Annotated in this window: 19 protein-coding genes; 11 read left to right on the top strand and 8 right to left on the bottom strand. The window is 56.3% G+C overall.

Annotated features, from left to right (window positions below; all coding sequences use genetic code 11):
• Nucleotides 1-81 precede the first annotated feature (81 nt).
• The gene (locus tag P8O11_RS13050; RefSeq protein ID WP_089891271.1) at nt 82-1,632 is read left to right on the top strand and encodes a trimethylamine methyltransferase family protein; all 1,551 of its coding nucleotides are present in this window, start codon (nt 82-84) and stop codon (nt 1,630-1,632) included.
• 58 nt (nt 1,633-1,690) lie between these two features.
• Here the strand turns inward: P8O11_RS13050 and P8O11_RS13045 are convergent, their stop codons facing one another.
• Entirely contained in the window at nt 1,691-2,002 is a 312-nt protein-coding gene (locus tag P8O11_RS13045) for a DUF6477 family protein (RefSeq protein ID WP_300294858.1), read from the bottom strand.
• 191 nt (nt 2,003-2,193) lie between these two features.
• Between P8O11_RS13045 and P8O11_RS13040 the strand changes: the two genes are divergently transcribed.
• From P8O11_RS13040 to lipA, 3 genes are all read left to right on the top strand, one after another.
• Nucleotides 2,194-2,526 carry a hypothetical protein gene (locus tag P8O11_RS13040; RefSeq protein ID WP_300294857.1) on the top strand — a complete coding sequence of 111 codons (333 nt, stop codon included), beginning with the start codon at nt 2,194-2,196 and terminating at the stop codon, nt 2,524-2,526.
• 79 nt (nt 2,527-2,605) lie between these two features.
• On the top strand, nt 2,606-3,208 hold the full coding sequence (locus tag P8O11_RS13035) for a DUF6456 domain-containing protein (RefSeq protein WP_300294856.1): 603 nt from the start codon (nt 2,606-2,608) through the stop codon (nt 3,206-3,208).
• 111 nt (nt 3,209-3,319) lie between these two features.
• The gene (gene lipA / locus P8O11_RS13030) at nt 3,320-4,273 is read left to right on the top strand and encodes a lipoyl synthase (RefSeq protein WP_300294854.1); all 954 of its coding nucleotides are present in this window, start codon (nt 3,320-3,322) and stop codon (nt 4,271-4,273) included.
• A gap of 42 nt (nt 4,274-4,315) precedes the next feature.
• On the opposite strand, the gene P8O11_RS13025 is transcribed toward lipA, so the two are convergent.
• The gene (locus P8O11_RS13025; protein WP_300294853.1) at nt 4,316-5,209 is read right to left on the bottom strand and encodes a cytochrome c; all 894 of its coding nucleotides are present in this window, start codon (nt 5,207-5,209) and stop codon (nt 4,316-4,318) included.
• Between the two features lie 66 nt (nt 5,210-5,275).
• Nucleotides 5,276-5,761, bottom strand: a complete 486-nt coding sequence (locus tag P8O11_RS13020; protein ID WP_300294851.1) for a cytochrome c — start codon at nt 5,759-5,761, stop codon at nt 5,276-5,278.
• Between the two features lie 135 nt (nt 5,762-5,896).
• On the opposite strand from P8O11_RS13020, the gene P8O11_RS13015 reads away from it, so the two are divergent.
• Nucleotides 5,897-6,781 carry a LysR family transcriptional regulator gene (locus P8O11_RS13015; protein ID WP_300294849.1) on the top strand — a complete coding sequence of 295 codons (885 nt, stop codon included), beginning with the start codon at nt 5,897-5,899 and terminating at the stop codon, nt 6,779-6,781.
• On the opposite strand, the gene hpt is transcribed toward P8O11_RS13015, so the two are convergent.
• Nucleotides 6,778-7,329: a hypoxanthine phosphoribosyltransferase gene (gene hpt, locus P8O11_RS13010; protein ID WP_300294847.1), complete on the bottom strand. Its 552-nt coding sequence runs from the start codon at nt 7,327-7,329 to the stop codon at nt 6,778-6,780. The genes P8O11_RS13015 and hpt overlap by 4 nt on opposite strands.
• Before the next feature lie 73 nt (nt 7,330-7,402).
• On the opposite strand from hpt, the gene P8O11_RS13005 reads away from it, so the two are divergent.
• Nucleotides 7,403-7,846, top strand: coding sequence for a type II toxin-antitoxin system RatA family toxin (locus P8O11_RS13005; RefSeq protein ID WP_300294845.1), 444 nt, complete (start codon nt 7,403-7,405; stop codon nt 7,844-7,846).
• Entirely contained in the window at nt 7,843-9,111 is a 1,269-nt protein-coding gene (locus tag P8O11_RS13000) for an MmgE/PrpD family protein (protein ID WP_300294843.1), read from the top strand. Before P8O11_RS13005 ends, P8O11_RS13000 begins: the two co-directional genes overlap by 4 nt.
• A gap of 44 nt (nt 9,112-9,155) precedes the next feature.
• On the opposite strand, the gene P8O11_RS12995 is transcribed toward P8O11_RS13000, so the two are convergent.
• The 4 genes from P8O11_RS12995 to P8O11_RS12980 all read right to left on the bottom strand — a co-directional run bounded on the left by P8O11_RS12995 (nt 9,156) and on the right by P8O11_RS12980 (nt 12,562).
• The gene (locus tag P8O11_RS12995) at nt 9,156-10,334 is read right to left on the bottom strand and encodes an ammonium transporter (protein WP_300294841.1); all 1,179 of its coding nucleotides are present in this window, start codon (nt 10,332-10,334) and stop codon (nt 9,156-9,158) included.
• Nucleotides 10,335-10,449: 115 nt separating this feature from the next.
• Nucleotides 10,450-10,947, bottom strand: coding sequence for a CinA family protein (locus P8O11_RS12990; protein ID WP_300294839.1), 498 nt, complete (start codon nt 10,945-10,947; stop codon nt 10,450-10,452).
• The gene (locus tag P8O11_RS12985; protein ID WP_300294837.1) at nt 10,944-11,441 is read right to left on the bottom strand and encodes a phosphatidylglycerophosphatase A; all 498 of its coding nucleotides are present in this window, start codon (nt 11,439-11,441) and stop codon (nt 10,944-10,946) included. Before P8O11_RS12985 ends, P8O11_RS12990 begins: the two co-directional genes overlap by 4 nt.
• Complete coding sequence (locus tag P8O11_RS12980; protein ID WP_300294869.1) at nt 11,438-12,562, bottom strand: bifunctional 2-C-methyl-D-erythritol 4-phosphate cytidylyltransferase/2-C-methyl-D-erythritol 2,4-cyclodiphosphate synthase; 1,125 nt, start codon at nt 12,560-12,562, stop codon at nt 11,438-11,440. Before P8O11_RS12980 ends, P8O11_RS12985 begins: the two co-directional genes overlap by 4 nt.
• A gap of 181 nt (nt 12,563-12,743) precedes the next feature.
• On the opposite strand from P8O11_RS12980, the gene dusB reads away from it, so the two are divergent.
• The 4 genes from dusB (at nt 12,744) to P8O11_RS12960 (ending at nt 18,509) form a co-directional block, all read left to right on the top strand.
• Nucleotides 12,744-13,721, top strand: coding sequence for a tRNA dihydrouridine synthase DusB (gene dusB / locus P8O11_RS12975; protein WP_300294835.1), 978 nt, complete (start codon nt 12,744-12,746; stop codon nt 13,719-13,721).
• Nucleotides 13,718-14,785 carry an ATP-binding protein gene (locus P8O11_RS12970; protein WP_300294833.1) on the top strand — a complete coding sequence of 356 codons (1,068 nt, stop codon included), beginning with the start codon at nt 13,718-13,720 and terminating at the stop codon, nt 14,783-14,785. Before dusB ends, P8O11_RS12970 begins: the two co-directional genes overlap by 4 nt.
• Nucleotides 14,786-16,150: a response regulator gene (locus tag P8O11_RS12965; protein WP_300294831.1), complete on the top strand. Its 1,365-nt coding sequence runs from the start codon at nt 14,786-14,788 to the stop codon at nt 16,148-16,150.
• Between the two features lie 136 nt (nt 16,151-16,286).
• Nucleotides 16,287-18,509: a PAS domain-containing sensor histidine kinase gene (locus P8O11_RS12960; RefSeq protein ID WP_300294829.1), complete on the top strand. Its 2,223-nt coding sequence runs from the start codon at nt 16,287-16,289 to the stop codon at nt 18,507-18,509.
• The last annotated feature ends 2 nt before the right edge of the window (nt 18,510-18,511 follow it).

Below are 18,511 nucleotides of genomic sequence, written 5' to 3'. Positions count from 1 at the left end.
GCAAAAGCGCCGCAGGACAGACGCGCCGCAAGCTATCTAGAAACAGATTTTTTCCTTTGTCACAGAATCAAGGATGGCCCAATGACCGAGGCAGCAGTACGTAGACGTGGACGTGGCGCAGGAGGCGGCGGTGCAGCTCGCCGCGCTGAGCGCAGTGCCGTTTCTTTTGAAACAGCCAAGTATATCGAACGAAATATTCCAAACTTCGAAGTGCTCAACGAAGAAGCGCTGGCAATTATCGAGGCCAACGCCGAGACGATTCTGGAAGAGGTTGGTGTCAACTTTGTTGACAATCCCGCCGCGCTTCAGCGCTGGCGCGATGCGGGCGCTGACGTTCAAGGGGAACGTGTTCGCCTTCCAAAGGGTCTTGCACGTGAGCTGATCAAGACCGCTCCGAGCGAGTACACACAGCATGCCCGCAATCCTGACCGCAATGTTGTGGTGGGGGGGCGTAATCTTGTGTTAGCACCAGTCTATGGACCGCCCTTTGTGCGCGATGCCGCGGGTGGCCGCCGCTATGCGACAATGGATGACTTCAAGAAATTTGTGAAGCTTGGCTATATGTCAAAGTGGCTGCATCATTCGGGCGGCACAGTGTGCGAGCCAACAGATGTTCCGGTGAACAAGCGTCACCTTGATATGCTGCTTGCGCATATGCAGCTCAGCGACAAGCCGTTTATGGGCTCCGTAACCGAGCCAAGTCGTGCGCAAGACTCTGTTGATATGTGCGGTATTCTTTTTGGCAAAGAGTTTGTTCAAGAAAACACAGTGATGACGTCGCTGATCAACATCAACTCGCCCATGACATTTGACGATGTAATGATGGGTGCGCTTGAGGTTTATGCCGCCAACAACCAAGCCTGTATCATCTCGCCGTTTATTGTTGGTGGGGCTATGGCGCCCGTTTCGGTCGCGGGCACGCTAACACAGGTTTTGGCTGAGGTTTTGGCGGGCGTGGCGTATTCACAGCTCTGCAAAGCAGGCGCGCCTGTGATTTTCGGGGCGTTTGTGAGCTCGATTGATATGAACTCTGGTGCTCCGACCTTTGGAACGCCAGAGGCGAGCCTTGTGACCTATGGTGCAGGCCAGCTTGCACGCCGCTTGGGTCTGCCGTTCCGATCTGCTGGATCGTTCTGTGGCTCAAAGCTGCCAGATGCACAGGCGGCCTATGAGACGGCCAACTCGCTCAACATGGGCTTGCTGTCAGGGGTGAACTTCATGTTGCACTCTTGCGGCTGGCTTGAAGGCGGCCTTGTGGCTGACTTTGAGAAGTTTGTCATGGATGCCGATCAGCTTGGTGCGCTGCACCAGATGGCCAAAGGCATTGATATGAGCGAAGGCATGCAAGCGATGGATGCGATCCATGAAGTTGGGCCAGGTGGGCACTATCTGGGCTGCGCGCATACGCAGGCGAACTTCAAGACGGCGTTCTGGAAGTCTGATTTGTTTGACTACAAACCGTTTGAAACTTGGGAAGATGAAGGTGCGCGCGATACGCGTCAGCTTGCGACGTCTCGGGTTGAGCGCCTCCTCGGGCAATATGAACAACCCGCGATGGACCCTGCGGTAAATGAAGCTCTTGAAGCCTATGTGGCTGAAAAGAAGGCTTCTATGCCTGACGCGTTTATCTAAAGCGACTGATCTACAAAATAGACGGGCCTCGCAGACTGCGGGGCCCGTTTGCGTTTGGCTATTCCGCGGCAATAGGCTGGCAAGTGGCGCGCAGCGTCTGCGCCTCGGCCAATGTAGCAATAAGAACTTCAACATGGCGGAAGTAGCTATAGCCTGCTTCATTCTTGTGGCGCTCGTCGTTGAGTTTCTGCTCAATTTCCAGCAACTCCTCCAAGGCTTCGAACGGCCTAATCAACCGCGCATGGCCCTGACGACCCAAGGCACGAGACAGGTGTGTTTCGCGGTGGTAGTGACGCAAACCAGCGCGCGCGGCCTCAAGCAGCAAACAGGGACGGCGCAGAGACTGAACGCGGGAAAGGGGATCTTGCATGGCAACCTCACAGAAAATTTAAAATTATGAGGGTAGGCTAATCAACTCTGACGGGTGTTGCGCAAATGGAAGGTCCAGCGCACGCAGGCTTCAGCTTTGTTTAGATTTTATCAACAATAGTTTCCAATACGTAAAAATTAACGAATGCGTAACCACACAAGCTTAGGCTGTGGAGAACGTGAGGACTTTGAATGACCGTCATTCGCTTTGAGTTGGCAGAAACTGAACGCTTCGGTGCGCGACTGGGCCTTTGGCCTCAGTGGTTTCCGAGTTCTGCTCTTGCTTACCTGGCGCATACGGATCTTGGTGTATCGATCAGGGCATTGAGCCGTTTGAGTCAGTGTCATCCGTCAACGATTTCGCGGCAGATCAGCCGATGGGAGCGTTTGCGCGACGAAAGCCTGATTGACGAGGCGCTAAGTCGCCTGAGTCTGAAGCCCTTAGCCATCGCAGCGCATGACAAGAAAAAGGAGCCTGCTTTGATCCATGTAATGCCCCCCCGAGACGTCATGTTTACCAGATGATCAAACGTTTGCAGCCGAGGCACGACGGATATTACGCCGCCTGAGCGAGCCGGGGGCCGTGTTGGCGCTGGCGAGTGACATGGAGAAAGGTGTTGTGGTGCGCGAGACGGAGGCAGGCACAACAACGCGTACAGCCGTTGTGGAACGCGCTTTGGCGCAGGCATTGGCCGTGAAAGACTGGATTGTTTGTGCGGCTGAAGGGCGGATCACGCGCTACAGGATCACTTCGGCAGGCCGTGCAGCGCTTGGTGAGCTTTTGGCAAAAGCGGAAAACCATGCGCAGGGCTTTGCAGAGGGGCAGGTGCGGTTTGACAGCCGCGCTGCGAAGGGGGGAGCGCGGCGTGCGATGGTGGGGGAGACGCCGCTCATGATCTTGTCGCGGCGCCGTGAAAAGGATGGTGAATTGTTTTTAGCTCCCGCACAGGTCAGTGCTGGCGAACGGCTGCGTGAGGACTTTGAATTGGCCCAAATGGTGCAGGGCGCGAGTTATGATTGGGAGGCGCTCTTGGAGCAGGAGAGCCAACCTGCACGGTGGAAAACGGAGCCTTTGAGTGCAGAGGCCGCGGCAGACCGCGGACTTGGCTGGTCGGCCCGGTCCGGGAAGATTGTGCTCCGCATCGCTCTGGAGCGGCTAGGGCGGTATTATGTCAGTCTGGGCGAGCGCAATAAGATGATTGGCTGACTGCGCCCGTTGCGAGCTATGCACTGAGCGAAAGGCTGAGTGCCGCGCTTCCTGCGTGACAGGGCGCGGCGTTTTGGCTATGGGTGGGCGAACTGTGAAGGAAGCTCTCTCATGCGTGATCTGAAGATACCCGAACAACGCCACCCCGAGAAGGCGCGCAAGCCCGACAACGCCCAGCCGCGTAAGCCAAGCTGGATCAGGGTCAAGGCGCCACAAGGCGACGGTTATAAAAAGACTCACGAGATCATACGCGAGCACAAGTTGACCACCGTCTGCGAAGAAGCCGCTTGCCCGAATGCGGGTGAATGCTGGAGCCAAGGCCACGCCACCATGATGATCATGGGTGAAGTTTGCACGCGCGCTTGCTCGTTTTGCAATATTGCTACAGGAAAGCCGCCTGAAGACCTTGATCCGTTTGAGCCAGGACGTGTGGCAAACGCGGTTGAGAAACTCGGATTGAACCATGTCGTTATCACCTCGGTTGACCGTGATGATGTCGAAGACGGGGGGGCGGAGCACTTTGCCCAGACCATTCGTGCTATTCGTCACCGCTCGCCAGAGACCACGATTGAAATATTGACGCCTGATTTTTTAAAGTGTAATCCCAGTGTGTTGGAGATCGTTGTTAAAGCTAAACCAGACGTTTTCAACCACAATCTTGAGACGGTCCCAGGGCTTTACGCTGAAGTGCGCCCTGGCGCTCGGTATTTTCATTCCTTGCGTCTTTTGCAGCGGGTGAAAGAGCTTGATCCGTCAATTTTCACGAAGTCAGGCATTATGGTGGGCCTCGGTGAGGACAAGCAATCTGTGATGCAGGTGATGGATGATATGCGTGCGGCGGATATCGACTTTCTGACGATTGGCCAGTATTTGCAGCCGACACCAAAGCACCAGACGCTCGACCGCTTTGTGCATCCAGACGAGTTCAAGGCCTATGAAACGGCTGCGTATGGCAAGGGCTTCTTGATGGTTTCGGCGACACCTCTGACGCGCTCAAGCTATCATGCGGGTGATGACTTTGCGCGGCTCCGTGACGCACGAGAAAAGAAGCTTGCACAGCGCTAGCGCGCGTTTTTTGCCAGTGCGGTTGTTTGTTGACGAAAGCGATCAGGGCAAAGCGGCCAGATAGGCCGCGATTGCTGCTCGATCGTAAGCGGGGAGCTTGGCCAGATTTTCGACCACAGCGGCCATATGACCGCCAGCACTGTCAAAATCGGGTGTGAAGCCGGTCTCTAAATAATAGGCGATGTCCTTTTCGCTCCAGTCGAGCGCATTTATCGCAGGAATGCGGCCTTCGCCTGAGGGGTTGGCCGCGCCTGCGAGCCACTGGGCATTGATTGGGGCGCCAACAGGGTTTTTTGGTGTGTGGCATTCTCCGCAGTGCCCCAGCGCTTCGACAAGGTAGCGCCCACGTTGCAGGGGAGCGCTTTCAAGTGGCATTGACGCAACCCAGTAATCATCCAGAAAAACCCGCTTCCAGAGGCCAAGGCCACGTCGGATGTTAAAGGGAAAGCCAACCTCATGTGGCCGGCTGGGTGTTTCTGAAGCTGGAAGTGTTTGCATGAAGGCATGCAGATTGGCGAGGTCCTGAAGGCCATCGCCGCGCAGTTTCATGCGCACATAAGAGCCATAGGGAAAGGCAGGGTAGTAGTGTTGACCTGTGGGCGACGTGCCATAGAGCATCGCGTTTGCCAGATCGGTTTTGCTCCAGCCGCCGATGCCGTGGATTGGATCGGACGAGATATTTGGAGCAATGAAGGTTCCGAACGGAGACGCAAAGCGCATGCCTCCGACAAGCACGAGCTTGTCATCGCCGCGGTCTTCGGGAGCAGCGTGGCAGGATGCACAACCTGCTGCGTGGAAGACCTGTTCGCCCGCGTCTGCATCTCCGACTAGGTCAGCAAGGGCTGCCTCAGGAAGGCTTTTGGGAGAGGAAAGCTGCCAGGCAGCGAAGCCGCAGACGGCAATAACAGCAGTCAGGCGGATCATCAGGCGGCGCATGTCATCTCCTTTGCTCAAAGCGTTCGCGCGCAAGGCTGACGCGCGCGAACGCGAGATAGGCTCGTGTCAGCTGTCAGACTGACGATACACCTTGTGGCAGCCACCGCAAGATGCGCCAACTGCGCCAATCGCCCCTTGCAGCGCTTCAAGGCTTTCACCAGCGGCGGTTTGCATTGCCGCGGCTGCCTCACGCAAGGCTGCTGCTTTTGCGCCGACATCTGATCCGCTTTGCCAGATGGCAGGGAGGGCCGTTGTTACATTTTTGCCAAGGCTGTCGATGTCGGAACCCATGGGCCAAACAGCTGCGCCGTTGAGATTGGAGAGCTGGACAAGATTGCCTGCAGCAGCACTGGCAAGACCAGCATCATAGGGCATCTCGCCTTTTGCCATCGCGCCAAGCTGTCCGAGATTGAAGGCATAGAGTTGCATCTGAGCCTGACGGGCTTCGATGGCTTTGAGCATTGCTGCGTTGGCGGCTGTGTCACTGTTGGCGACAGTTGTGAAGCTGGCCACGAGTGCGAGGCCGAGCACAGGGAGGGTAAGGTGACGCATTGTGTTTCCTTTCTTAAGAGGGCGACTGGAGCCGGGGGGCAAATGGAAGAGAGTGGCTGAGAGTACTCCCAAGAGCAGTATATCTGTGCTAAACTTGATGCGTATTCTGTAATTACGCAGGTGAACTGTCGATTTATGCACAGATATAGTTGGTACGACCTTAAATTTGTCTTGGCAGTTGCAGACACTGGTACGATCAGCGCCGCGGCGCGGCTGCTTGGCGTAAATCATGCAACGGTTTTGCGGCGGATCGCTAATTTTGAGAAAGAACACGGTGCGCCTGTGTTTGAGCGCCAAAGCCATGTATACTCACTGTTAGATGACAAAGCGGGGGTGATTGAAGCGGCTCGAGAGGCGCAAGAGGCGATTTTTTCAGTCGCCCAACGCATGCAGGGGCGTGCGGACGCGATTGCGGGTGTGGTGCGATTGTCATCGACAGATACGTTTTGTCAGGCTGTGCTGCCAGAGTTTGTAAAGCATATGACAGAGGTCAACCCAGAGCTTGAAATTGAACTCTTATGCTCAAACGATTACGCAGATTTAGCACGTCTTGAGGCGGATATTGCTGTGCGCCCTGCGCTGAAGTTGCCTGAAGTGTTGCGTGGCGAGGCCGCAGGGTTTCTTGGCTTCGGTGTTTATGCTCGCCCAGACATGGCAGCTGAAGAGACACGCTGGCTTGGCCTGCAAGGCGCATTGAAACGCTCCACCGCAGCCCGCTGGCTTGTGGAGGAAACCGCAGGCCGCCCCAATGTGTTCGGGGCACAAGCGGACAGCTTTTTAGTCTTGCGGGCGTTGGCGCTTCAAGGGCTGGGGCAGGCCCTTTTGCCATGCTGCCTTGGTGATGAGGTGTCAGGGCTTGTGCGCCGGCATGGGCCGCTTGAGGGCGCGCGGGTGCCGATCTGGGTTCTGACCCATAAAGACAGACGGATGACGCCGCGCCTACGCGAAGTTCAGCGGCGGCTCTGTGCCTTTTTGCGCGCCAAAAGCTTGCGTCTGTCTGGCGAGGATATTGCAGATTAAGCTTCGTTTTCGGCCAGAAAGCGTACGCATCCGATAAAGGGCAGGTTACGATTGCGTTGGGCAAAGTCGATCCCGTAACCCACAACAAATTCATCAGGGATTTCAAAGCCGATCCAGTCGGCCTTAACGCCCGTTTCGCGGCGTGTGGGTTTGTCGAGAAGGGCAATGGTGCGCAGTTTGCGCGGCTTACGGCTTTGCAGAAGGTGCAACACATGCTCCAGCGTAAAGCCTGTATCGATAATATCTTCGACGACCAGCACATCGCGGCCTTCGATCTGGCCGCGGATGTCTTTTAGGATGCGCACTTCGCGAGACGATTCCATTCCGTCGCCGTAAGAGCTGGCCTCGAGAAAGTCGACTTCGACAGGCAAATCAAGCTCGCGCACGAGATCGGCGATAAAGACAAAAGAACCGCGCAGGAGCCCAACGACCACGAGCTTGTCTGTATCTTTGTACTCTGTCTTGATGGCACGGCTCAGCTGTTCGATCCGTGCCGCGATGGCTTTGGCCGAGATGAGTTCGTCGATCACATATGGACGCTGTGGCATGCTACCCCCTTGAATTCTGCGCGCTACCATACGAAATGGGGGGTCACTGTAAACGCTAAACTTAAGAGGCCCCATGCCCAAACACGAAGAGACGCGGGTTTTGCCCTATAGCCCTGAGCAGATGTATCAGCTGGTGGGCGATGTGGCGCGCTATCCAGAGTTTTTGCCGTGGTGTTCTGCAGCGCGTGTGCGTTCGGTTACGCCGATTGATGACGGTGAGGAAATGCTGGCCGATCTTGTGATTGGGTTTCAGGTGTTTCGGGAACGCTTTGGCAGCCGCGTGCGGATGTTTGAAGGGGATGCGCGGATCGAAACCGAGTATCTGGACGGGCCATTCAAATATATGCGCTCAAATTGGCGGTTTGTTACGGCGGAGGGCGGTTGTGAAGTGCGCTTTGATGTGGATTTCGAGTTCAAGAATTTTTTATTGCAGAAGGCTGGTGGGCTTTTCTTTTATGAGGCCATGCAGCGGATTGTGAAGGCCTTTGAGGCTCGTGCAAAGGAACTCTACGGATGAATGCACTTGAGACACTGGCGGCGTTCTATGAAACGCAGCGAGAGGCGGAGTTGCCTCGCTCGGCGACTGATGTGATGCGTCTCTGTCTGCTGGATTGGCTGATTGTGGGCCGCGCTGCAAAGGGTGATGCCGTGGCCGAGAGTGCGCTGGCGTATGCTGGCGGGCAGGGTGAGGCTTCGCTTTTCTTTGGCGGCGGTGCGACTGCGCGGATGGCGGCACTCGCCAATGGAACTGTGAGCCATGCGTTGGATTATGATGATACGCATTTTGCCCATATCGGCCATGTGAGCACTGTTGTAATCCCTGCTGCAGTCGCTGTTGGTGAGGCACAAGGCGCATCGCTTGAGACGATCTTGCGCGCGGCTTTGATGGGCGCCGAGGCGGCGACGCGCTTTGGGGTTTGGCTCGGTCGGGATCACTATCAGATTGGCTATCACCAGACCGCGACGGCTGGTGCAATCGGTGCTGCTGTGGCGGCGAGTATCGCGGCGGGGCACAGTGATGCGCGGGCTGCTTTGAGCAACGCAGCGGGCTTTGCGGCTGGGCTGAAGGCGCAGTTTGGCACGGGGATGAAGCCTGTGAATGCGGGTATGGCGGCGGCCAATGGTGTCGAAGCTGTTTTGATGGCTGAAGCGAGGCTGTCTGGCTCTGAGGCTGTGTTTGAAGCCTTTGCAGAGACCCATCACGGCATCAAGGACCACGCGGCCTGGGACGGGATTGGCGAAACGTGGCTTTTTGAGGCGGTGACGCATAAGTTTTACCCTTGCTGCCACGGCACTCACGCAATGATCGAGGCACTGAGCGAAGCTTTGCAGAGGATGCCCGCGCCCGAGCGGATCACAGTACGTACCCATCCACGCTGGATGAGCGTGTGCAACAAGCCAAGTGTTAAGGATGCGCTGGAGGCAAAGTTCTCATACCGCGCTTTGGCCGCGCTTTTGATACAGAATGGCGGCACAGGTGTGGATGAAGTGGGATTGCAGGGCCTCTTTCCAATGACGGATGTTGCGCGAGCGATTATGGCGCAGGTTGAGGTGATTGCGGTTGAGGGAGTGAGCGAGGAGGCGTCACGTGTCACGCTTGAGGCGGGCGGACAGGTCGTTCAGGTGGAACATGACTTGCGCGCACCGATGAGCTTTGAGGCGCGTCTTGAGAAGCTTTTGGCCAAGGGCGAAGGTGTCTTGCCCAAAGCTGAGGCGGCGCGTTTCTGGGATGTTGTGCAGAGTGCAGATGTCCAAGCGCTTCTGTCTGTAATCACCGAATAGAAAACAGACTGGAAAACGGGCGCCCCGAAGAGCGCCCGTATCATTTAGGATCTGTGGTCGTAGGCGCGTTCGCCGTGGACCGCGAGGTCAAGCCCGTTCACCTCTGTTTCCTGATCTACACGAAGAGGCGTGATCAGTGCACAGAACTTGAGCAGAGCGTAGCTCACGACGACTGTAAACACGCCGACGATGGCAAGGCTGCCGAGCTGTGCGGCCCATGAGCCAGCTCCGAAGGCCGCGATCATTATCGTTCCGAAGATTCCGCCGACACCATGTACGGCAAAGACATCGAGCGTGTCGTCGATCTTGAGCTTATGACGAATGAGCGTCACAGCCTCTTGGCAAAGCACACCTGCGACCGCACCAATCAAAAGGGCTTCGACGGGGCCAACAAAGCCAGAGGCTGGTGTAATGCTCGCAAGACCTGCGATTGTGCCTGTGACGATGCCGACAAGTGAGGATTTGCCGTATTTGATGCGCTCCCATAGCGCCCAAGTGAGTGAGGCCGTTGCCGCGGAGATATGTGTAACGGTCAGGGCCATGGCTGCACCACCATCGGCTGCAAGCTGTGAGCCGCCATTGAAGCCGAACCAGCCAACCCAGAGCATTGCTGCGCCGATAAAGACATAGCCAGGGTTGTGCGGAGGTGTCGTTGCGTTGCGGCGCGGGCCGAGAGCCGCAGCAATCACGAGGGCTGCGAGGCCTGCTGTCTCGTGCACCACGATGCCGCCTGCAAAGTCACGCACGCCTGTGTCACCAAAAATACCGCCATCCGACAGAAAGCCGCCGCCCCAGATCCAAGCCACAACGGGCGCATAGCATAGCAGCATCCAAAGCCCTGAGAAGAGCAGCACGAAACCAAAGCCGATACGCTCAACATATGCACCAACGATCAGGGCTGGGGTGATGATGGCGAAGGTCATTTGGAAGGCGAAGAAAAGAATTTCGGGGAGGCTGCCTGAGAGGCTGTCTGCATCAACGCCCCAGAGAAAAGCTTTGCCAAGGCCGCCCCAGTAAGCATTGGCCCCACCAAAGGCGATAGAATAGCCCACAGCAAGCCAAAGCACGCTCATCAAGCACGCGATGGCGTAGACCTGCATAAAGACGCTGAGCACGTTACGCGCCCGGACAAGGCCGCCGTAGAAGAGCGCAAGGCCGGGTAGGGACATGAAAAGGACCAGCGCTGTTGCGACGATGATCCAAGCGGTGTCGGCTCCGTTCATTTTAGTATTCCTTCTTTGCTTTGAAGTGCTCAAAGCGCAGGCGGAGTGCTGAAAGAAGGGGCGTGAACGCTTAAATCGCGGGCGTTTTGCGTATTGCCTCAATTTTAGGCGATATTTAGCATCCGCGCCTGAAAAATGTGCGCGATGTGGAGGCTGCCTTGAGTAAGAGCGCGAGGGCGTGAAGGCATGCCGCGTGCCGCACTTCGGCACGGCCGAGAGCACCGAAGTCTACCGTTTCTGTCTTGGTGGCTTTGCCAAGTTGGGCAAGGCCAAAGCAGACGCGGCCTTCGGGTTTGTGCTCGGAGCCGCCAGGCCCTGCGATACCTGTGATGGATACAGCTAGGCTGGCGTGTGAGCGTTCGAGCGCACCGTCGGCCATTTCGCTTGCGACATCTTCAGACACAGCGCCGTGGGCGATAAGTGTTTGTTCTTTGACACCTAGCATCTCGCGTTTGGCAGCGTTGGAATAGGTGACAAAGCCACGCTCAAAGACATCCGAGCTGCCAGCGATATCTGTCAGGGCCGCGGCGACCATGCCTCCGGTACAGCTTTCGGCAGTTACAAGTGTGAGGCCAGCGGTGCGCGCGGCTTGAAGGAGGGCCGCGGCGCTCACATCAAGAGCCCGTGCCAGACATAGGCTGCGAGGCCCACAGTGAGGGCCGCGGTGACACCTGCGATGATATCATCGAGCATCACACCCAAGGCATCGCCTCGCCGATCGGCCCAGCCGATGGGGCCGGGTTTCAGAATATCAAAGAAGCGAAACCCAAAGAAGGCCACGAGCCAACCTGGCCAGAGCGCAAGGGCGTCAACGCCAGCGTGCGATGCGCCGATCAGGACTGGTAAAAGCGCAATCCACTGACCTGCGACTTCATCTATGACAACTTCTGAGGGGTCGTGGTCATCCTGCCCTTCGATCATAACCGCCGTGGCCCACCAACCGATGAGAAAGGCCGCAAGCGCGCCTATTGCAACAAGCCAATAGCCGCCAACCAGATTGAGCGCATAGGCTACGGGGAGGGCGGCAGCGGAGCCCCAAGTCCCTGAAAACGGGCGCATATAGCCCACATAGAAAAATGTTCCTGCGAGTCTCGCGAGAGGTTTCATGATTTCATCAAGGTTGCTGTTGCGATGGCGGCAATCCCTTCTTCGCGGCCTGTGAAGCCAAGGCGCTCTGAGGTTGTCGCTTTTACAGAAATACGGGATGTGTCCAGCTCCATAATGCGGGAGAGCTTGGCTTGCATTGCGTCGGCGTGCGGGCCTATTTTGGGCTGTTCGCAGATCAGCGTGCAGTCGATATTGTTTATGTCATAGCCGCTGGAGCGGGCAAGTGTGCAGGCATGGGCAAGGAAGATATGGCTTGCAGCGCCCTTCCATTGGGGATCGCTGGGCGGAAAGTGGCGCCCGATATCGCCTTCGGCCATCGCGCCATAGAGTGCGTCCGTGATCGCATGCATTCCGACATCAGCGTCAGAATGGCCTAGCAGAGCTTTGTTGTGTGGAATTGTGACGCCGCAGAGGACGACATGATCACCTGTCGTAAAAGCGTGTACGTCAAACCCATTGCCAAGACGAATGTCCATGTTGCCTCTCAAGATGCGCTCGGCGCGGATAAAATCCTGCGCGTGGGTGAGCTTTAGGTTATCTTCATCGCCCAGTGTGATCGTGACATCAAGCCCAGCACTGCGAGCAATCTGAACATCATCCAGCGCATCTCCTTGATGGGCGCGGTGTGCGGCGAGAATAGCGGGGAAAGCAAACCCTTGCGGTGTTTGGGCGCGGAAGAGGCCTTCGCGCGCTTGTGTGCCAGTGACGCGCTCATCGGCGCCCAGCCAGAGCGCGTCTGTCACAGGCAGCGCGGGGGCGGCAGCTTCGCTTGACTGGAGCGCTTCAATGACGCCCGAGATGGTGGCGGGGGAAACGCAGGCGCGTGCCGCGTCATGTATCAGCACGTGGCTGAAACCTGCGCCATCAAGTGCTTCAAGCCCCGCGCGTACAGAGGCAGCACGTGTGTCCCCGCCGTGAACGGCTTCAAGGCCAGCAGGCAGATAGGCATGATCATCAGGGTGCACGACAGCGACAACATGGGCGATGTCGCTGTGTGATTTGAAGGCTTGATATGTCCAATCAAAGACGCGTTGACCAGCCAGAGCGCGCCATTGTTTAGGCAGCCCTGCGCCTGCGCGGGTTCCGCGGCCAGCTGCGACAAGAATAGCGGCGATCTTCATCATTGATCCTTTCGTTAGAATGTCTTGTATCATTGAGGCGCGGAAGGGCAATGCGATGAATTAACGTGCAAACTGCTTAATTTTTATGCAATAGGTTTGAGTGTAGGGTGCGCGCGGGCGTAAGAGCTTGAGACACTTATGAAAAGCCCCTTAGGGCTAGGATGAGAATGCGGACATAACAATGCAAAATACCAGCCAAACACTTCTCCAAAATCCGCCAGTGGCACTTGCACCACTGGCTGGCATCACTGATCTGCCCTTCCGCAACCTTGTTTCCTCCTTTGGTGCAAGTTTTGTGGTTAGTGAAATGGTGGCCAGTCAAGAGATGGTGCAGGCCAAAAAGGGTGTCCGTGAAAAAGCAGAACTTGGCTTTGAAAGCGCCAATACGGCCGTTCAACTCGCTGGGCGTGATCCATATTGGATGGCCGAAGCTGCACAAATGGTGGCGGACAATGGCGCGCAAGTGATTGATATCAATATGGGGTGCCCAGCTAAGAAGGTCGTTGGAGGCTTGTCTGGATCAGCTTTGATGCGTGATCTGGACCATGCATTGAGGATGATTGAAGCGGTGACTGCGGCTGTCACTCTGCCTGTTACGCTAAAGACGCGCCTTGGCTGGGACGACGATAGCTTGAATGCAGCCGAGCTTGCTCAGCGTGCTGAGAGTGCGGGTGTAAAGCGTTTGGTGATCCATGGTCGTACGCGCTGTCAGTTTTACAAAGGGCGGGCAGATTGGGCGGCTATTCGCGCTGTGAAAGAGGCAGTGAAAATTCCTGTTTTTGCCAATGGTGACATTTGTAGCGCAAGTGATGCACGCAATGCGCTTGGAGCCTCTGGCGCCGATGGTGTGATGATTGGGCGCGGTGCGCAGGGGCGGCCCTGGGCCTTGCAACAGATTGCCCATGAGTTGGGCGATGCGGCAGCGCCATCGATTCCCGAAGGGAGCGCATTTAGTGACATGATTACAGGTCATTACGAGGCTATGCTTACGTTTTATGGTGTTCAGTTGGGTGCGCGGATGGCACGCAAGCATTTGGGATGGTACATGGATGTAGCCAATACGCCTGTGGCGCTGCGGCGCGAGGTCCTGACCGCGACGGATATGGCACAGGTTTTGCGTTTAATACCGCTCGCGACGATTGAGAGGAGCGCTGCATGAAGGATGCAGACAAACTCTGGACGTCCTTGCCGCTGCCAGCCTTATTGATAGGGGCGGATGATCGTATCGAAGCGGTAAACCCTGCAGCAGAACAGCTTTTGATGGGGTCCGAGAAAAGCCTCGCTGGTAAACCTTTGTTTGAAGCCGTGAGCTTTGAAAACGCTCTCAACGAAGCCTTTGAGCGGGCACGGCGTGAGGATGCGCCGCTGTTTGTACGCGATGTCGGGCTGGCGCGATCCGGTCGTGCTTTAGAGCGGTGCGATTTACAGCTTGCGCCTTATGAGGCGGCACGGATGCTGCTACTGATCACGCCGTTGGCGCAGGTGAGCAATCTGCCCAAAGGCCGCCGTGCCAAAACAGCTGCGCGCTCTGTGATCGGTATGGCCGAGATGCTCGCGCACGAAATCAAGAACCCTTTGGCGGGTATCACGGGCGCCGCACAGCTCCTGTCGATGGGGTTGCGCGGAGATGATCTGGAACTCACCGATCTGATCGTTGCTGAGAGCCGCAGGATTGTGAAACTCCTGGAGCAAGTGGAGGAGTTCGGCAATTTGAGTCCGCCTGAACGTGCACCTGTGAATCTACACGATGTGCTCGACCGTGCGCGCCGTTCAGCGCAGCTTGGTGTGGGGGCGGATGTCCAAATTATTGAAGAGTATGATCCGTCTTTGCCAGAGGCTTGGGCTGATGCGGATCAGCTTTTGCAGGTTTTGCTCAACCTTCTGAAAAACGCGGCAGAGGCGGCTGGTGCGGGAGGTGTGATCCGCTTGCGCACATCATATGAGCACGGGTTTCGCCTGCGCACAGAAGATGGGCTGGGGCGGCCTTTGCCGCTTCAGATCGAAGTGATTGATAACGGACGCGGGATTGCGCCCGATATGATCGACGATATTTTTGAGCCGTTTGTTTCGGGCCGTGAGAACGGAACAGGGCTCGGGCTAGCACTTACAGCAAAAATTATGGCGGCACATGAAGGCTGGGTCTCGGTGCGTTCCGAACCTGGTGCAACAGTCTTTCGGCTGTCTTTGCCGCGTGCGCCTAGAGCGACTGAAAAGGAGAGTTAGATGGATGGCACGGTGCTTGTTGCGGATGATGACCGCACCATCAGAACGGTTCTGACCCAAGCGCTAGCGCGTGCGGGCTGCAAAGTTCAGGCGACAAGTTCACTCACGACGCTTATGCGGTGGGTTGGCGAGGGGCTCGGTGATGTTGTGATCACTGACGTCATGATGCCTGATGGCAATGGGCTTGAGATGTTGCCCAAGATCGCCGCAGACAGACCTGACTTGCCTGTTATCGTTATTTCGGCGCAGAACACTATCATGACGACGATCAAGGCGGCTGAGGCCGAGGCCTTTGATTATTTGCCCAAGCCCTTTGATTTGCCTGACCTGATGAAGCGTACGGCGAAAGCTCTTGAGGTCAGCCGAAAGCGTGGCGGTGGGCGCGCGATGAATGTTTCGCCCGAACCAAACGAACTGCCGCTTGTGGGGCGCTCTGTCCCGATGCAAGAGGTGTATAAGCTTGTGGCGCGTGTTCTAAACGCCAATTTGCCTGTTATCGTGACGGGCGAGAGCGGCGCGGGAAAGTCTCTTGTCGCACGGGTCATTCACGATATGTCCGACAGGCGGACCCAGCCTTTTGTGGTTCTGACCGAAAGCGCTTTTGGCAAGAGCGGTGCGCTGGCCGATGTGCTCGCTGAGGCGGGGCAGGGCACAGTGTTGTTTGAAGAGATCAGTGATCTGCCTGATGCCTATCAGATGAAAGCGGTACACCTCATGGACGCAGCTGGGCGCAATGGCCCGCGCTTTTTGGCGACGTCTCAGATGGAATTGTCCCAAGCGATGGCGCAGGGCAAGCTGCGCAATGATTTGTTTTATCGTCTTGATGGGGCCGTCTTGAGCCTGCCGTCTTTGAGGGCGCGTGTGGAAGATATCGGGCTGCTTGCAGAACATTTCCTAAGTCAGAGCCGCGCGACGGGGGCCGCACACAGTTTTGCACCTGCCGCGCTGGAGGCGCTCAGACATTACAGCTGGCCTGGAAATGTGCGCCAGCTCGCCAATACCGTCGAGCGATTGGCTTTGACTGCGCGCAGTGGCGAAATCAGCGAGACTGAAGTCGGATCGGCTTTGGCCGCGCAGCCTGCTTTGGCGCCGAGCCTTGGGTCTTTGTCTGACGAAAAGCTCGCAGAAAGCGTTGCACGTCATGTGAAGCGTTACTTTGATTTGCACGGTGATGCTTTGCCGCCCCCCGGACTTTATGCGCGGATTTTGCGTGAAATGGAGCTGCCTCTGATCGAGATCGCACTGGATGCGACAGGGGGTAATCAGGCGAAATGTGCTGATTTGTTGGGCCTCAACAGAAATACCTTGAGAAAGAAGATCACCGACCTCGATATAAGCGTGACACGGCGCCGTAAATTGATGTAAAACCGCAACAGAAGCGTGGCGGCCTTGCATCACGCGAGGTTCAAGCCACCAGGTTTGGCGGTTGAGGGTTGATGCAACACAGTATGGGGGAGGCGTAAGCGTGGCCTCCCGACCACATAAGTTAAGCTGGAACCGGTTGAGCAAGCTGCGTCGTCGTAGACGTGTGCAGAACTTTGCGACACTCGGATTGGTGATTCTGGGGCCAGTTCTTGTTCTGGCGACCTTCCTTGTCTTTGGTCCATTTGACCAAGGCGCACGATCTCCTGCGCTTCGGATCGTTCTGCTTGCTGATCTTGTTTACGTATTGCTTGTTGCGGCGCTTGTCATGCAGCGCGTGGCCAAGATGATTGCGGCACGGCGCTCGCGCTCGGCGGGGTCGAATTTGCACCTGCGCTTGACGGGCGTGTTCACAATTATGGCCTTGATCCCGACTGTTACTGTGGCGATTTTTGCTGTGCTGACTGTGAACCTTGGCCTTGAAGGCTGGTTCTCAGACCGCGTACGGCAAGTGGTTGGTTCGTCTCTCTCTGCCGCTGAGGCTTATGAGGGGGAGCACCGCGACAACTTGATGCGCAACGCACAGTCTTTGGCGCGGGTGATTGACTTTGAACACTCGCTCACGCCCTTTATGCGCGACCCAGATTTGCGTGAAGTTCTAACGCTTGGGCAGCAACGCTTTCAGCCCGATATGCGCGAAGCCTATGTGATCGACGGGGTCGGAGAGCTTAAGGCGCGCGGTGAGCGCTCTTATCTTTTCAACTTTGAAAAACCGAGCGCTGCCAAGATAGAAGAGGCCCGTGAGGTCGGTATTGCGGTTATTCAGGATTGGAATAACAATGAGTTTCGCGCCATCGTACCGCTGGCTACATTTCCAGATAGATTGGTTTATGTGAGCCGCGACGTTGACGGGCAAATCCTGAACCTGTTGAGTGAAACGCAGGAAAACGTACGCCTTTACAATCAGTTGGAAAGCGATCGCGGGCAAGTTTTGTTCCAGTTCGGTCTGGTTTATCTTGGGTTTGCTGTCATTCTTATTCTCGCAGCCGTATGGCTTGGCCTATGGTTTGCCGAGCGGCTATCACGCCCAGTTGGGCGGCTAACGAGTGCTGCCCAGAGGGTAGGCGAGGGCAATCTTGATACGCAGGTGATCGAAGAAGAGGGTGATGACGAAATCAGCCAGTTGAGCCGCTTGTTCAACCAGATGACCCGTCAACTCAAAGGTCAGCGTGATCGCCTTTTGGAGAACACCGAGCAAATTGAACTGCGTCGGCGCATGTTTGACTCTGTTTTGAGCTCTGTGACCTCTGGCGTTGTCGGCTTGGACGCCGAGGGGCGCGTCGCTTTTGTGAACCGCTCTGCAGAGCGATTGCTGGACTGGGAAAGCACCAAAGACACTCTCGAACTACGCGTTGCTGTGCCCGAGTTTGGTCCGATCTTTGAGGCGGTTTTGCAGAGCAGTAGCGGGATCGTTCAAGACGAAGTGAAGGTCACGCGGGCAGGACATCTGGAGAACTTGCTGGTGCGTATGTCGGTGCGAGAGGGCGAGGGCGGCCAGATAGAAGGCTATGTTGTTGCTTTTGACGATGTGACTGATCTGGTGAGTGCGCAGCGGATGGCGGCTTGGGGTGATGTTGCGCGACGCATTGCGCATGAGATCAAGAATCCATTGACGCCTATCCAGCTTTCGGCGGAGCGTATCAAGCGCAAATTTTCACGCGAACTGGCTGAAGCGGACGCATCAAAGCTTTCAGAGCTGACTGATGTTATTGTAAGACAAACCAATGACTTGCGCCGCATTGTTGATGAGTTTTCCAAATTTGCGCGGATGCCTGAGCCTGAGCGACGGGCAGAAGACCTCTGCACGCTTTTGAGCGGAGCGATTACACTTCAAAAGGCGGGACAACCTGATGTCCGTTTTGATGTTGATCTTGGTGGAGAGCCACTAGAAGGCCAGTATGACGCAACAATGGTCGGGCAAGCTTTGACAAATCTGATCAAGAATGCCGGCGAAGCCATTGAGACGCGCCTAGAAGACCTCGGGGGAGACATCGTCCCACAGATCAAGATTACAGCGCGGCGCGTGGATAATGACGCAGAAATTTCCATTTCGGACAATGGCATCGGCCTTCCTGAAGACCGCGCCAAACTTTTTGAACCCTATGTGACCACACGGGACAAGGGGACAGGGCTTGGCCTGCCGATTGTGAAGAAGATTATCGAAGAGCATGGCGGGAGCCTCAAACTAGAGGATGCCGCGCTTTTTGAGGGTGAGAGCCACCACGGAGCTATGGCTCTGATACGGCTGCCTCTGAGTCTAGGCAGTGAAAGTGACATTAAACAAGATTCCAGTGCGGAATGAGG

Origin of the sequence: Lentibacter sp., assembly GCF_029254145.1 — a bacterium.
Classification (GTDB): domain Bacteria; phylum Pseudomonadota; class Alphaproteobacteria; order Rhodobacterales; family Rhodobacteraceae; genus Lentibacter.
This window is presented reverse-complemented; position numbering and strand designations above follow the sequence as displayed.

What these genes read in the sequence shown, in the direction of transcription:
- P8O11_RS13050 (WP_089891271.1), top strand. Translation starts at nt 82, where the DNA reads ATGACCGAGGCAGCAGTACGTAGACGTGGACGTGGCGCAGGAGGCGGC.
- P8O11_RS13045 (WP_300294858.1), bottom strand. Translation starts at nt 2,002, where the DNA reads ATGCAAGATCCCCTTTCCCGCGTTCAGTCTCTGCGCCGTCCCTGTTTG.
- P8O11_RS13040 (WP_300294857.1), top strand. Translation starts at nt 2,194, where the DNA reads ATGACCGTCATTCGCTTTGAGTTGGCAGAAACTGAACGCTTCGGTGCG.
- P8O11_RS13035 (WP_300294856.1), top strand. Translation starts at nt 2,606, where the DNA reads ATGGAGAAAGGTGTTGTGGTGCGCGAGACGGAGGCAGGCACAACAACG.
- lipA (WP_300294854.1), top strand. Translation starts at nt 3,320, where the DNA reads ATGCGTGATCTGAAGATACCCGAACAACGCCACCCCGAGAAGGCGCGC.
- P8O11_RS13025 (WP_300294853.1), bottom strand. Translation starts at nt 5,209, where the DNA reads ATGCGCCGCCTGATGATCCGCCTGACTGCTGTTATTGCCGTCTGCGGC.
- P8O11_RS13020 (WP_300294851.1), bottom strand. Translation starts at nt 5,761, where the DNA reads ATGCGTCACCTTACCCTCCCTGTGCTCGGCCTCGCACTCGTGGCCAGC.
- P8O11_RS13015 (WP_300294849.1), top strand. Translation starts at nt 5,897, where the DNA reads ATGCACAGATATAGTTGGTACGACCTTAAATTTGTCTTGGCAGTTGCA.
- hpt (WP_300294847.1), bottom strand. Translation starts at nt 7,329, where the DNA reads ATGCCACAGCGTCCATATGTGATCGACGAACTCATCTCGGCCAAAGCC.
- P8O11_RS13005 (WP_300294845.1), top strand. Translation starts at nt 7,403, where the DNA reads ATGCCCAAACACGAAGAGACGCGGGTTTTGCCCTATAGCCCTGAGCAG.
- P8O11_RS13000 (WP_300294843.1), top strand. Translation starts at nt 7,843, where the DNA reads ATGAATGCACTTGAGACACTGGCGGCGTTCTATGAAACGCAGCGAGAG.
- P8O11_RS12995 (WP_300294841.1), bottom strand. Translation starts at nt 10,334, where the DNA reads ATGAACGGAGCCGACACCGCTTGGATCATCGTCGCAACAGCGCTGGTC.
- P8O11_RS12985 (WP_300294837.1), bottom strand. Translation starts at nt 11,441, where the DNA reads ATGAAACCTCTCGCGAGACTCGCAGGAACATTTTTCTATGTGGGCTAT.
- P8O11_RS12980 (WP_300294869.1), bottom strand. Translation starts at nt 12,562, where the DNA reads ATGAAGATCGCCGCTATTCTTGTCGCAGCTGGCCGCGGAACCCGCGCA.
- dusB (WP_300294835.1), top strand. Translation starts at nt 12,744, where the DNA reads ATGCAAAATACCAGCCAAACACTTCTCCAAAATCCGCCAGTGGCACTT.
- P8O11_RS12970 (WP_300294833.1), top strand. Translation starts at nt 13,718, where the DNA reads ATGAAGGATGCAGACAAACTCTGGACGTCCTTGCCGCTGCCAGCCTTA.
- P8O11_RS12965 (WP_300294831.1), top strand. Translation starts at nt 14,786, where the DNA reads ATGGATGGCACGGTGCTTGTTGCGGATGATGACCGCACCATCAGAACG.